This window comes from Mycobacterium fragae, from assembly GCF_002102185.1.
GTDB lineage: Bacteria > Actinomycetota > Actinomycetes > Mycobacteriales > Mycobacteriaceae > Mycobacterium > Mycobacterium fragae.
Map to the genome: position 1 here is coordinate 23,325 of NZ_LQOW01000008.1, position 13,935 is coordinate 37,259.

Consider the following 13,935-nt stretch of genomic DNA (forward strand, 5'->3'; position numbering starts at 1 on the left):
GTTGTGTGGGAGGCCGCCGGTGGATGAGGTGGTGTTTGGGCGGTATCGGCTGATCGCGTTGATCGGCGAGGGTGGCATGGGCAAGGTGTTTAAGGCTCATGACAGCGTGATCGGGCGTGATGTGGCGATTAAAGTGCTGCCTACTGAGCTAAGTGCGGAGCCGGGTTATCGGGAGCGGTTTCGTCGTGAGGCGCATACGGCGGCGCGGTTGACCGAGCCGCATATTATCCCGATTTATGACACGGGGGAGGTTGACGGCCAGCTGTATTTGGTGATGCCGGTGGTGGATGGCATCGATGTGAATGGTTTGCTGGCGCGGGATGGGGCGATGAGCCCGCAACGTGCGGTGTTGGTGATCGCGCAGTTGGCTTCGGCGTTGCATGCGGCGCATGCGGTGGGGTTGGTGCATCGGGATATCAAGCCGTCGAATGCGTTGGTGACCGGTGATGATTTTGTGTATTTGATCGATTTCGGTATTGCTCATGATGCGGCGGCCACCAAGTTGACCAGTACCGGGATGATGGTGGGGACGTGGGCCTATATGGCTCCGGAGCGTTTCACCACGGGTACTGCTGATGCGCGTGCGGATGTGTATGCGTTGGCGTGTGTGCTGTATGAGTGTTTGACCGGTGTGCGGCCGTTCCCCGGCGACAGTATGGAACAGCAGATTGCGGGTCATTTGACGGTGGAGCCGCCCAAGCCCAGTGTGGTTAATCCTGCGGTGCCGGTGGGCTTTGATGAGGTGATCGCGCGGGGCATGGCCAAAAACCCCGAGGAGCGTTATCAGAGTGCGCGTGAGTTGGCTACCGCGGCTGCGCAGGCGCTGAGCGCATCGCAGAGTGCTCCGACTTTGGTTGAGGATTCGGCGCCGGCGGTGGGCGGTGGGGGGCAGGGCTCTGGGCGGGCTGGTTCGACGGTGGCCGCTGGTGCTGTTGGCCGTCGGGGTGGGGGGTCGGTGAAGACTCGTCCGGTGATTGGGCGCGACAAGTTGGGGGTGTTGAGCAAGATTGGTCAGGGTGGGCAGGGGGTGGTGTATCGCGCGCCGAATGTGAAGACGAAGTTCGCGGCGTCGATGGTCTATAAGGAGTACAAGGCGCAGTCGCGTTCCGATATTGATTTCACTGCGTTGGCGGCGATGCCGGCTTTGGTGGAGGAGTCGTTGTCTTATGCGCAGGCGGAGCGGTTGATCTCGTTTGCTGCTTGGCCGTGTGCGTTGGTCGAAGATGGCGGGGCGTCAACGGGGTTTGTGATGCCGGCTATTCCGGAGGCTTTTTTCATCGATCTGACCACGGTGAAGGGGGTGTCGAGGACTACCGCGGAGTTTCAGCATCTGCTGAATCATTCTTCGGTTTTGGCCGCACGTGGCATCGGTGTTGATGACGCTCAGCGTTATTCGTTGTTGCGTGAGGTGGCTTCTGCGCTGGCGTTCATGCACAAACATGGTGTGTGCGTGGGGGATATCTCGCCGAAGAACTTGTTGTTTTCGTTGTCCCCGCATGAGGCTGTGTATTTCATCGACTGCGATGCGATGCGCATCAACGGTGTGTCGGCTCTGCCGCAGATGGAGACACCGGATTGGGAGGCGCCCCCCGGTGAGGAGCTGGCCACCATCTATTCGGATGCCTACAAGCTGGGTCTGCTGGCGTTGCGGCTGCTTGCCGGTGATCATGACACCAAAAATCTTCAGCACATTCCGGCGAGCACCCCTGCGCTGTTGCGCCAGATCATCACCGACACGCTCAGCAATGCCCCCCAGCAGCGTCCGCTGCCCGAAGCCTGGAGCTATGTGCTGGGCCACGCCATCGAACAAGCCCAACACCAAAAGAAGACCGCAACCCCGGCCTCACCACCGATCAGTGTGGCACCCACCCCACCACCGACACCGATCGTGCATTCCCGACCACCCGTCGGCACCTCCACCCCACCCCCGCCCGCGAGCGTGTACTCCCGACCACCAGCCCCCACCCCAACACCACCACCACCAACAACCCAACCACCCTCATCGGGCAAGATATGGGGCGGCGTCGGCTTCGCGGCTGCGGTTATCGTCGCGGTGGTTGTGGCCGCAGTGGCGCTGGCCAACCACAACAACGGCCCGCCATCAAGCGCACCTTCAACCACCACCGAGCCGTCTACTTCCTATTCCACGCCTTCGTCCACGGAGACCCCTCCACCTGATCCCGAGGCCGCGGCCTTTCAGGAGCTGCAGCAAATCGCCGCCGGCGATCGCGACTTCGTCACCGCCCAACTCTTTGATCACTGGATCCCGCAACTCAGTTCCAAGCACTCCCAGGCCCCATGGACGCCCGACGACGGCATCGAGTATCACAACCCACAGATTTTGGATGAATATCGGACGCTCCGTGATCGGTACGGCGCCAAGCTTCTTTGGTCGGGTGACTGGCCAACGGCTCAGTTCGCCGACGCATACTACTGGGTCATGGTCGCACCGGTACCTTTTGACAACTCCGACGATGCGCTGTCGTGGTGCGCCAGCAACAATTTCGATCCACTCCATTGCTATGCCCAGGATCTCAGTGCTGGAAGGACCGCGCACAACTGATGGGTGATCGGGAATGACAAGTAATCGACCGCAACGACCCCGTCGCTCGTCAGCAACCCCGGCTCGCCCACCTCGATCGAGCTCGCGCGCCCAAAACATCGTCGGCGCGATACTCGGCGTGGTTTTGGTGGGCGGCGTCGTATTCGCCGGCATTCAGCTGACCCGCCCGCGCCATGCATCGTCGACGGCAGCCCGACCGACAGCATTGCCGACTCACGCGATGGCCCCGAAGGCCAAGCCGGCGCCGCCGGGCTGCGGTGTCCCATCGTCGTTTCTGGCGTCGATGTCCAAGCGCGACAAGCTTGCACAGTTGCTGATGGTCGGGGTGACTGACGCAGCCGACGCGCGCCGCGTCGTCGCCACCCAGCACGTCGGCGGGATCTTCATTGCCAGCTGGACCGACCTGTCCATGCTCAAAGACGGGACGCTCACCGCCATCTCCCGCTCGGCACGCCCGCTGCCGCTCGCCGTCAGCGTCGATGAGGAGGGCGGCCGGGTGGAACGGCTGTCGTCACTTATCGGGACGGCACCGTCGGCCCGCGAGCTGGCGCAGAGCATGCCGTCCGAGGGCGTCTATCAGCAGGCCCTGGAGCGTGGTCGAAAAATGCGCAGCTACGGCATCACGATCGATTTCGCGCCTGTCGTCGATGTCACCGACGCGCCCGATGACACGGTGATCGGTGACCGGTCGTTCAGCCCGAACCCTGCCGTGGTGACGGAGTACGCCAGCGCGTACGCGAAGGGACTGCGCGACGCCGGCTTGCTGCCAGTGCTCAAGCACTTTCCCGGACACGGGCGTGCGTCCGGGGATTCGCACATGACCGGAGTCGTCAGCCCGCCGCTGGAGGACTTGAAAAGCCTCGACCTCGTGCCCTACCGAACGCTGGTGACACAGGCACCGGTGGGGGTGATGATCGGCCATATGCAGGTGCCCCATTTGACGGGTAATGACCCCGCCAGCTTGAGTCCAGCCGCGGTTGAACTGCTGCGCAAAGGAAGCGACTATGGCGGCCCGCCGTTTAACGGCCCGGTGTTCACCGACGACCTGTCGACCATGAAGGCGATCACCGATCGCTACAGCGTCCCCGAGGCCGTATTGAAGGCCTTGCAGGCCGGTGCCGATACCGCACTCTGGGTGACCGACACCGAGGTCCCAAAGGTGCTCGACCGGCTCATCTCGGCGCTGGACGGTGGTGAGTTGAGCATGCCCAAGATAGAGGCATCCGTGCGGCGGATGGCAGAGGCCAAGGCCCTCAACAGCTGTCACCATTGACCGCACCCACGAATACACCAAGAATTTTCCAAGCCGTCCGTAGGAACCTTTGTGTGATCCGCCGTAATGACGGACATTGCGTCCGGAGAAAAGACACCAGCATGATCACGAAAATCGGATGGGCGAGCGCCGGAGTCATTTGTGCGGCGGTGGCTTTCGCGCCACCGGCAAGCGCTGATCCCAGTCTTTGCCATTTTGTGAACGTGAAGACCCTGTCGCCGCCGATGCGCTGTGAGGTCGGCTCCGACGATAGCGACGGAGCCGGGCCTAATGTGGTATGTCAGACGGCCGGTTTCCCACAGGCCCCCATGGACCCCGCACCGTACCCCGGGTGGCCAGGTGATCCATCGGTGTTGCATCAGGATCAAGCAATCATCACTGCATCAGGCCGATTCACTTGGCGTACAGCCAATCTCGGCTTGGCACCACCAGGGCAGCCCGATATCACCTTGGCGAATGGGCAGACGTATCAGTTTCAAGGTTGGACGATAGTGCCGACCGACACTGGGACCACCTTCACCAACGACACGACAGGGCACGGCATGGTCATTGACAGCGACTACAACGTCAACCCGTTCTGATCGGAGCGGTCATCGCAGACCTTCCACGGCACTACGTCCCCGCGACTGGACCATGGTCGCCTCGGATAATCGTCTTCGTGGCCACACCGCGACGAGGGTCCGATCATCATCGAAGGTTTCACGGCTGAAATCCACCGCGTGAGCAAACTCGATCAGCGAAGGCGCCGACGGTTTGGTCAACACTTCCCGGAACAAGTCGCCCACCGCGCCCTGCCCGGCGCCCAGGGGATCGCCGATTCCGTCAGTAGCAATCAACAAGACGTCGTCTTCTGCGATGTCGACGATCATCGGTTTGACTTCGGTGGGAACACGCGGCAATCCCACCACCGCCGATGACGCAACCCCGTCGACCGGCACCGCCTTGCCGGCCAGAACCTCGACGAATTGTCCGGCTGAGAGCAGCCAGGCGACCGAATCACCGGCGCCAATGACATAGGCCCGCAACGTATGCATACCGGTGGGTTCGATGACCGCACACGCCAACGTCGTCGCGAGTTGCTCCTCAGCGCGCACCGGATCGGGCGCATCAAGTCCCAGAAGGGTTTGGGCCCTCTCCGTGAGCGCCCATGCGGCGCTCTTGAACAGAGCCAACCAGTCGGTGTTCGCGATGTCATGGCCGAGGTAGGAGTGCAGCCAGTCGGCGGCTTGCTTGGTGACGGTGCTCGCGCCGATATGCGATTGTGGCGCCCCCGAAACACCATCGGCGACAAGGACAATCAGGCGCCCGTCGGGCAAAAGATGCAATGCGAAATCGTCCTGACGCGGCGCGCCGTTGTAGCGATGCAGGTGACCGCGCTGCGATACTCCGCGTACGGTCATGGTGTCGGTAGACCATCCATCGATCACCACATCGGGTCGGAATGGCAACGAGCAATAGCCCGTACCTATTGCTGATGGCTCCACGGCCGGCGAGGGTGTTCCGACCGTGATCTGGGGGATGATGGTCGGCCCAACGACTCCAGTACTTCTCGGCTTGTTAGAGGCCGAACCCCTTGCACCAAATGCGATTGGCTCAGGAGCGCGAGCTGGCAGCGGGACTGTCGGCGGTTCCAGCGGCGCGGGCGGACTCCCGTCGCGAGGTGCTTTGTTTTTTCGTCTCCGTTTGAAGGGGAACATGAGCACGCACCGGGCGTAGACCGGCCTACACGACGTCTACGGCCAAGGTAAACCCTTCTGGTTTCTCAAATTGCAATTCAGTCGCACCGGCCGCGATGGCCTGCCCGGAACTGATTACCGACTGCGTCAGCGAGGTAAGGAACTCCGAGATCGCTGCGCCCGCATCCACCCCGCGTGCCGCGACGAACGCGAAGTGGGGCTTGGTCGCAACCTCGCCTATGACTGCGGCGTCGGCATCCCCGATTCCGAAGGCAAGAATGTTGGGCGCCGCGGGCTGCGCCAGCAGATTCGCTCGAACTGAGCGCCAATCCTCGTTTTCGTTCGGCAGACCATCAGTCAGGAAAAAAACCGCAGGCCGATGCACTGTGTATCCCTGAGCTTTCAGGCTGGGAACGTCAACGCTGATCCGGTAGGCGAGCTGGTCAAACGCTGCCGCATAGGAGGTCAGGCTTTGGGCGGTCAGCACCGGCATCCCCTGAAGAACACGCAAGTCAGCGGGTTCCAGGTAGGTGAACGCGGTATCGGAGAAGCCGATCACCGATAACCGCACCTTTGCGGCTGCGAATGACTCTCGTTGCAATGCGTCGTGCAGCGAGGCCAGGCCATCGTTTAGTTCGCCGATATTGCGCCCCATCGAGCCCGATTCATCGGCAACGAAGTACACCAGAAGAATTGATCCCTTAGGCTCCACAGGACACCCACTCTCAGCGGCTGATTAAGTCGACCACCATGACCTCGCAAACCCGGCCGTCAAAGTCTACTTGTGTATTCACGGGCTAGCGCCTTTTTCGCGGCATTGTCCAAACCACTGACTTCACGCCGTCCTATGCCAACTCTCCACGCAGGTCCCGGGTTCAGTTGCTGAATCCTGCGAATCGATAAGCATTCGTCGGATCCGTTGTCCGCCAGGTAAATTCGACGAAAACACGTGCTAGCGCGACCGGTCCGGTGCTGACGCGATCACTGGGAAACGCTGGATGCGGGTCACCGCGCAGCTGGCCCCTACTTATGGATAGCCGATTCGGAATGAATTGCGACTGGCAAAACGTCACTGATGGCTGACCCCGGCGTTATGCTGTGTTTTCTCGGGTGCAGTTCAGTCAAGCGGGAGGATCTGCCCATGACGACACCCAACCAGCCCGGCTGGTACGACGACCCGCAGGATTCCAGCGCACAGCGTTATTGGGACGGTCAGGACTGGACACCGCACCGTCAACGGAAGCCAAGATCCACGCCGGCGCCCGCGATGTCCCCACCGCCGCAGCAGCCTCCGCCTGCGCCCAGTCCACCGCCCCCGTCGGCTTACGCGCCGACCCAGCCCGCGCCGAGGCCGCCAATGCCACCATCCGGGGGTGCAATGCCCCCTCCTCCTCCGCCGCCGCCGCCTCCTCCCAACATGCCCCACCAGCCCGCGCCCGGCATGCCTCCGCCCGGCATGACGCCCAGCGCAGAGGCTGGTCCCCCCGGGGGACTACCTCCCCCGGCATGGCCTCCACCTCCCTACGAAAGTCGACCCGATAGCGGCCAGGTACCGCCTGTGAGTTTTGCGGCGATCCAAGCCAACGTCGCAAAGTCGGCCACCGCCTGGCTTCTCATCGGCGGCTCCGTTGCAGCCGTCATCAGCCTATTTCTGACATGGTTTACCGTGACGGGCAGCGCGCTCGGGATAGATATCATCTCGAAAGACGTTTCACCCCCGGCCTATTGGAAGCTGATGGTGCTCCTAATGATCGCCGGAGCCGGGTGGCTGGCGTGGCCCTTCTTCACCGGGGCTCGGCTGTCTGTCCAACGGCTGATCGGACTGAGCGTCGTAGTCATCTTGCTCGCCGGTCTCGCCGTCACGAACTGGTACACCGCTGCTTCGGAAAGCACCAGCGATGACGACAGCGCTGTGAGTGTCTCGCCAGGATTTGGGTTACTGCTATACCTGGCAGCCGTCGTTGCCATCGCCGTGGGCGTGGTCCGGATCTGGATGTCTCGATCGAACACCAGGGGACAGGCCTACTGAGTCGGCGTTCCGCGACGCGTGCTCAGCCTTGGAGGTAGACGGAGAAGCCCTGTCCGTAGCGCGCAACGGCCTTGATTTCTTGCTCGAGCGCGCCGACGGGCTGGGCCTGGGCGCCTTGGGAGCCACCACCATTCTCTTCGTTGCTGCTGGATGCGATACCGACCAAGGTTGGGCCCTGCGAGTACCAAGGGCCGCCCGAGTCGCCAGGGAGCTGCACAATATCGGCCGTTAGTAGGTCCAAATCCGGGCGACCGGCGGTGAGGGAAACGCGGGTGATGGTGCCGTCCGTGCCGGTGGTCCGCTCCCCGTAAAGCCGAACGTGATCACCAACTTTCGCGTTTCCCACGCTGGTGAAAAATGCTTCGATGCTAAAGGTCTTATACGTGTAGACGATCGTGAATCCGCGTGAACCGATCAGATTTCCGTCACCATCTTCGGTATCTGGCTGCCATGCGACAACTTCGCCTATTTGCTGACCAAAGGTGTTGTACACCTTTTCGTGAAGCCCGTGCGCACAGTGCCCAGCGGTGATCGCGAGCTGATCTCCCACGGAGTCCGTGGCGAAAAACCCTAGTGAGCAGTCGTGGTTGTCGAAGGTCAGCTTCATCCCGACGGCCAGCAGGCCTCCATAGGCATGCGCAGCCGTGGGTGCGATAGCCGCCACAGCAACAGGAGGAATCAGCGCGGCCAGCAGCTTCTTGAGCATGGGCTCGGATTGGCATTCCGGTAGTTGTGATGCGTGCCAGTTGCGGCGAATCCTGTTGTCATCTCTCGTCCTTCGTTGTCGGTCGCGTGAACAGATGCGCTACAGACATAGGGTGCGACGGACGCCTTGGCGGATTCTCAACGGATTCTTGGCGGCTGGTATGACGCTTTGGTTGCAACCCGGAATGCTGGCAAGGGCGCAGTCAGCTATGGCGCGAAAGAAGTTGCGCGCGTGAAATGCTGAGCGGGTCGGGACATCGCCTCGGACCCGCTCAGGCTGTCTTGATTACGGGTTTTGGCCCTGCGGGTTTTGGCCCTGCGGGGGTTGCGAAACCGTCCCGGGTTGTCCGCATTTCTCCACGGCCGGCGTCGGGTCACCATTTTGGCCCCCTGCATGATTAAGGCAGTCGGTGCATGCCTGGGTCACCCTGCCATCGGGAGTTTCACATGGTTTTGCCTGTGCCGGTGGGGCAATCGTGATAGTCGCGAATGCTACGGCGGCGGCTGTGCAAAGCCCTGCGAAAGCGATCTTCATGGTTACACCTCCTGCGCGTGGCGGGCGACGCCGCAAATGGCTACGCCCACCATCACACAATTTCGATATCTGCAAGTCTTTTCGATAAAACAATTGCCAATGGTCCGGATCGATTTCACCCGGCCCGCGACGTGGCGGCGGGCGGTCGTGCTCTCATCCGAGTGGTGGACGGAGCAGACCGCCGCCGCCAGACAGTTACTGCGTCTTCGAACGATTCATCCACGTTCGGATGATGCCCACGGCAATGGCAATTGCCGCCGCTGTATACAGCAGGTATCCGAACCCCACTGAGGCGCTCACGCCGTTCGTGTTGTCGCCCGAGACGCTGACCAACCAGCCGGCCGAGAAGAGGACGGACAGCAAGGCCACACCAGACAGGCCGGCGAGGCGCTTAGCCGACACAGACGATTTGACCAGGATCGGCCACGCGAGCCACACAGCTACGCCGATCACCGCGAGGACGACGAATTTCGCGGCGGCACTTAGCCCGATGATTTTCGTCTCCGTGTACAGCGGCGTGTCCAATGCGGAGACGGTGGCCGTCATCGTCTCCCAGGTGAGAAAGCTGCTGACGATGGCTAGCGCGAAGCCCCCGAACAGGAGCAAGGTCGCGGTGGAAAACCGTGCAGCGCCGCCCTTGGGGATCGGCGGCGATGCGTCACTTGTCGGTTGTGCCAGGCCGCTGTGTTCGCGCGCGCTCCGAAAATCGTTGCGGCGCTGGCTTGGCTGCTGCTGGTCGGGCGAGATTTGGTTCATGATCTGCTTCCTAATCTCCGGAGGAACTCCGGCTCTGGGGTTCGCCGTGATGGCGCTTGCGACGGAAACATTGCCGACTACGCCTTGGAGGATTCTCATCAGATTCTTGGGGGATTCTCGCCGCGCAATGATGCTGTGCCGCGGCATGCCTTCGCGGTTCAACCCAGCCCGGAGGAATCGTCGCCGCCGATTGGTCAGCGGCGTCACAATAAGAGCTGACATCGCTGACGACCTGGAAGGCTGAAAGCGCTATGGGCGATAGTCGTCTCGGGTTCGGTCTCCTGGGGCCGTTGTCGATGACCGTGGCGGGCGCGGCGGTCGGGTTGGGTACGCCCAAGCAGCGGGCGGTGTTGGCCATGCTCCTGATCAACCGTAATCGCGCGGTGAGCACGGAGTCGCTCGTCAACGCCGCCTGGGATCAAGCTCCGGCGCCGGCGGCACGAGCAAGCGTCCACTCCTACGTCTCCAACCTTCGCCGGATCCTGGACAGTGCTGAGGCGGATGCCCGCGCGGTGTTAGCGAGCGCGCCACCGGGATATCGACTCAACGTTGCTGACGGCGAATGCGATCTAGACCGCTTCATCGTCGAAAAGACCAACGGAATGCAGGCCGCCGCGGCGGGACAATTCGAACAGGCCAGTAGCCATCTGTCGGCGGCGCTGGCCGAATGGCGAGGGCCGGTACTCGATGACTTGCGCGACTTTGCGTTTGTCGATGCGTTCGCCACTGCCCTGATGGAAGACAAGGTAGGGACCCATACCGCCCGCGCCGAAGCCGAAATCGCATGCGGGCGCGGCTATGCCGTTATCGGTGAACTCGAACAACTTGCCGCCGAGCACCCGTATCGCGAACCGCTTTGGGCGCAGTTGATAACCGCCTACTACGTCGCTGAACGACAGTCCGATGCACTGGAAGCCTATCGGCGATTGAAAACAGTGCTCTCCGAGGATCTGGGTATCGACCCGGGCCCCACGATCGAGGGTCTGCACGTGCGAATCCTGCGCCAGCAGCCTTTGGACACCGAGCAGGCTGCCAAGACCACCGCAGCCCGCACCCTTGCGACCACGCACACTGCCTCCACCCGCAAGTCCGCCCTCTGCAGCCTGCGCGACGCCGCCGGACGGCGCCATCCGCTACAGGCCGGCGCAACACGGATAGGGCGACTCGCCGACAATGACATCGTTATCAACGACGCCGCGGTCAGTCGACATCACGCGGTAATCATCGATACCGGAAGCAGTTTCGTGATCGCCGATTTGAGATCGGCCAACGGTGTGCTGCTGCAAGGCCGCAGACTGCATCCCACTGCCACTCTCGCCGATGGCGACCACATCAGCATCTGCGGACACGAGTTCACCTTCGAGCTGCAACCATAACGAGATCGGCAAGATCGCCGGGCGTGGTAGGGCAATAGCTCGTTCGCCCATCAGTCAACCGGATGACTGCGTACGGTGAGCCGGTGGACACCCCCAGCCCGTCTCCGCGCCGGTGGTGGCGGCGAAAGGCCGTCGTGATCCCGGCTGCCCTGTTGATCGTGGCAGTCATCGTCGCCGCCGGCGTCACCGCTTATCTGCTGCGACCGCATCCGGCAGCGCCTCGCGTGCAAACCGCGCTGCCGTCGTTCCCCGGTATGTTCGCCGAATCCCAGGTGGCGGTGGACACCGCCGGCAACGTCTACGTCACCGCGCCTGAATGCCCCGCCTGTCCCGACAATCCCGAGGTTCACAGTCGGGTGCTGAAACTGCCGGCCGGATCGAGCACCCCGACGGCCCTGCCGTTCACCGGACTCGTCGGTCCCAGGGCCGTGGCGGTGGACACCCACGGCAACGTCTACGTCACCAACGGCGACGACGGGGTACTCAAACTGGCGGCGGGCTCGAGCACCCAGACGGTGCTGCCGTTCACCGGTCTCGACATCCCCTCGGGTGTGGTCGTGGACGCCGGCGGCAACGTCTATGTCGCCGACCTTGGCAATCCTGGCAACAGCGGTCGCGTGCTGAAACTGGCGGCGGGCTCGAGCACCCAGACCGTGCTGCCATTCACCGGCCTCTCAACCACCCTCGGCGGTGTGGCGGTGGACAGCGCCGGCAACATCTACGTCACCGACTTTGCCAACAATCGCGTGGTGAAACTTGCGGCGAGCTCGAGCACCCAGACCGTGCTGCCGTTCACCGGCCTCAGCGGCCCCCTCGGTGTGGCGGTGGACACCCGCGACGACATCTACGTCGCCGACACTTTCAACAATCGGGTGCTGGAACTGGCGGCGGGCTCGAGCACCCAGTCCGTCGTGCCGTTCACCGGACTCGGCCAACCCAGAGCAGTGGCGGTGGACAGCGTCGGCAACCTCTACGTCACCGACCCTCCGCACAATCGGGTGGTGAAGCTGACGGCGGGGTGATGGACGCCTTCCCTGCCCAAGGCTGAGTCATGCAGGCCGGGCTTCGGCCGAGATGCGCAGCCGCGCAAGGGCATTACGGACTGCGGCGCCGTCAGTTGTCGCCCAGAACGGCGGCAGCGACGCCCGCAGATAGCCGCCGTAGCGGGCGGTGGCCATTCGCGAGTCGAGCACCGCCACCACGCCTCGATCGTCGACGCCACGCAGTAGCCGGCCCGCCCCCTGCGCCAGCAGGAGCGCGGCGTGACTGGCGGCGACAGTCATGAAGCCGTTGCCACCGTGGGCGGCCACCGCCCGCTGCCGGGCACTCAGCAGCGCGTCGTCGGGCCGCGGGAATGGAATGCGGTCGATGATCACCAACGACAGCGACGGGCCGGGCACGTCCACGCCCTGCCACAGTGACAGCGTGCCGAACAGCGACGTCGGGGGGTCGGCGGCGAACTGCTCGACCAACGCCGCGGTGTTGTCGTCGCCTTGGCACAACACCGGCGTGGACAGCCGCTCCGCCATGGCCTCGGCGGCCGCGCGAGCTGCCCGCATCGACGAGAACAGCCCGAGCGTTCGCCCGCCGGCGGCGGTGATGAGCTCGGCGATCTCGCTCAGCTGCTCGGCGGAGCCGGTGCCGTCGCGGCCCGGCGGCGGCAGATGCGCGGCGACGTACAGAATCCCGGCTTTTGCGTGCTGGAACGGCGACCCGACGTCGAGGCCGCGCCAACGCGGCTCTTCATCCCCGCCGGCCAGCCCCCACATGGTGGCTATCGCGTCGAACGTGCCGCCGACGGTCAGCGTCGCCGACGTCAGCACCGCCGTCGAACTGGCGAACATCTGGTTACGCAGGAGCCCGGCCACCGACAGCGGCGCCACCCTCAGCACCGCACGTGTCGACCCGCGGTTGTCTTCGTGATCCAGCCAGACCACATCGGTGCGGTCGGGGATTGCTGGCGCAAACGACGCCAGAATCCGCGATGCGGTGTCGGCGATCTCGGTCAGGCCGGCGACCGCCTCGGCGCGCGCCGCCGCGGCCTTGGCATCGGTGGGCGACGTGTCGATCGCCGAGCGCGCCGCGCTGGCCGCATCGCGCAGCGCACTCAGATGGGTTGCGAGCTCGTCGTCGAGGTGATCGATTCTGCCCGGACCAGCGTCGCTGATTGCCGCAGTCAAGGCGGCCGACGCCGTCTCCCACCGCTGCAGCAGTTCCGGTCCGACCAACCTGGTGATCCGACGGGAGGCGACACCCAGCGCAGCCGCGGTCAACTCCCCGGTGGCCACTGCGGTGACGCGGTCGACGAGCTCGTGCGCCTCGTCGACCAGCAGCTGATGTTCAGGCAGCACCGCCGATTCGGCGACGGCATCGATGGCCAGCAGCGCGTGGTTGGTGACGACAATATCGGCACCGCCCGCGTTTCCTCGCGCCCGTTCGGCAAAGCACTCGGTGCCGAACGGGCAGCGGGCCACGCCGAGGCATTCGCGCGCTGACACACTTACTTGCTGCCACGACCGGTCGGCGACGCCCGGTTTGAGATCGTCGCGGTCACCGGAGTCGGTCGTCGATGCCCAGACGGTGAGGCGTTGCACGTCGCGGCCCAGAGCGGTGACGGCCTGCGGTTCGAACAGTTCGTCCTGCGGTGCGTCAGCGTCGGTCCCGTTGTGGATCTTGTTCAGGCACAGGTAATTCTGTCGACCCTTCAGCAATGCGAACCGCGGGGGGCGAGGCAGTGCGTCGCTGAGCGCCTCGACCAGCTGCGGCAGATCGCGATCGACGAGTTGGCGCTGCAGCGCGATCGTCGCGGTGGACACCACGACCGATGTGTCGTCGGACACTGCGCGGACAATCGCCGGCACCAGGTAAGCCAGCGACTTTCCGGTGCCGGTGCCGGCCTGGACAGCGAGGTGCTCGCCGGTTTCGAAGGCGCGGGCCACCGCATTGGCCATCTGCAGTTGGCCGCTGCGTTCGCTGCCACCCAGCGCCGCGACCGCGGCGGCCAACAGATCGGGCACCGACA

9 protein-coding genes and 2 pseudogenes are annotated in these 13,935 nt (G+C 63.6%); 6 read left to right on the plus strand and 5 right to left on the minus strand.

The window, feature by feature from the left end; all coding sequences use genetic code 11:
- Positions 1 to 19 precede the first annotated feature (19 nt).
- Positions 20 to 2,563, plus strand: a complete 2,544-nt coding sequence (locus AWC06_RS23540) for a protein kinase domain-containing protein (protein WP_085195212.1) — start codon at positions 20 to 22, stop codon at positions 2,561 to 2,563.
- A gap of 13 nt (positions 2,564 to 2,576) precedes the next feature.
- A complete protein-coding gene (locus AWC06_RS05535; protein WP_085195214.1) occupies positions 2,577 to 3,836 on the plus strand; it encodes a glycoside hydrolase family 3 N-terminal domain-containing protein in 1,260 nt (419 codons plus the stop codon).
- Between the two features lie 590 nt (positions 3,837 to 4,426).
- Here the strand turns inward: AWC06_RS05535 and AWC06_RS05540 are convergent.
- Together AWC06_RS05540 and AWC06_RS05545 are read right to left on the minus strand one after the other, a co-directional pair.
- A complete protein-coding gene (locus AWC06_RS05540; protein ID WP_169715297.1) occupies positions 4,427 to 5,236 on the minus strand; it encodes a protein phosphatase 2C domain-containing protein in 810 nt (269 codons plus the stop codon).
- Positions 5,237 to 5,558: 322 nt separating this feature from the next.
- Complete coding sequence (locus tag AWC06_RS05545) at positions 5,559 to 6,197, minus strand: vWA domain-containing protein (RefSeq protein WP_211281905.1); 639 nt, start codon at positions 6,195 to 6,197, stop codon at positions 5,559 to 5,561.
- A gap of 456 nt (positions 6,198 to 6,653) precedes the next feature.
- Between AWC06_RS05545 and AWC06_RS23925 the strand changes: the two are divergent.
- Positions 6,654 to 6,758 (plus strand): annotated as a pseudogene (locus AWC06_RS23925) (DUF2510 domain-containing protein); the annotation flags it as partial.
- A gap of 312 nt (positions 6,759 to 7,070) precedes the next feature.
- Positions 7,071 to 7,541: a hypothetical protein gene (locus tag AWC06_RS23545; protein WP_227371037.1), complete on the plus strand. Its 471-nt coding sequence runs from the start codon at positions 7,071 to 7,073 to the stop codon at positions 7,539 to 7,541.
- A 22-nt stretch (positions 7,542 to 7,563) separates the two neighbouring features.
- On the opposite strand, the gene AWC06_RS05555 is transcribed toward AWC06_RS23545, so the two are convergent.
- Positions 7,564 to 8,247: a S1 family peptidase gene (locus tag AWC06_RS05555; RefSeq protein ID WP_085195220.1), complete on the minus strand. Its 684-nt coding sequence runs from the start codon at positions 8,245 to 8,247 to the stop codon at positions 7,564 to 7,566.
- Between the two features lie 729 nt (positions 8,248 to 8,976).
- A complete protein-coding gene (locus AWC06_RS05560; protein WP_085195222.1) occupies positions 8,977 to 9,537 on the minus strand; it encodes a hypothetical protein in 561 nt (186 codons plus the stop codon).
- A gap of 251 nt (positions 9,538 to 9,788) precedes the next feature.
- Here AWC06_RS05560 and AWC06_RS05565 point away from each other — a divergent pair, with 251 nt between their 5' ends.
- Positions 9,789 to 10,913 (plus strand): BTAD domain-containing putative transcriptional regulator, encoded by a 1,125-nt coding sequence (locus AWC06_RS05565; RefSeq protein ID WP_085195224.1) that lies wholly within the window; start codon positions 9,789 to 9,791, stop codon positions 10,911 to 10,913.
- 353 nt (positions 10,914 to 11,266) lie between these two features.
- Positions 11,267 to 11,932 (plus strand): annotated as a pseudogene (locus AWC06_RS23930) (NHL repeat-containing protein); the annotation flags it as partial.
- A gap of 30 nt (positions 11,933 to 11,962) precedes the next feature.
- Here AWC06_RS23930 and AWC06_RS05575 read toward each other — a convergent pair.
- Positions 11,963 to 13,930: an ATP-dependent DNA helicase gene (locus AWC06_RS05575; RefSeq protein ID WP_085195425.1), complete on the minus strand. Its 1,968-nt coding sequence runs from the start codon at positions 13,928 to 13,930 to the stop codon at positions 11,963 to 11,965.
- Between the last annotated feature and the right edge of the window lie 5 nt (positions 13,931 to 13,935).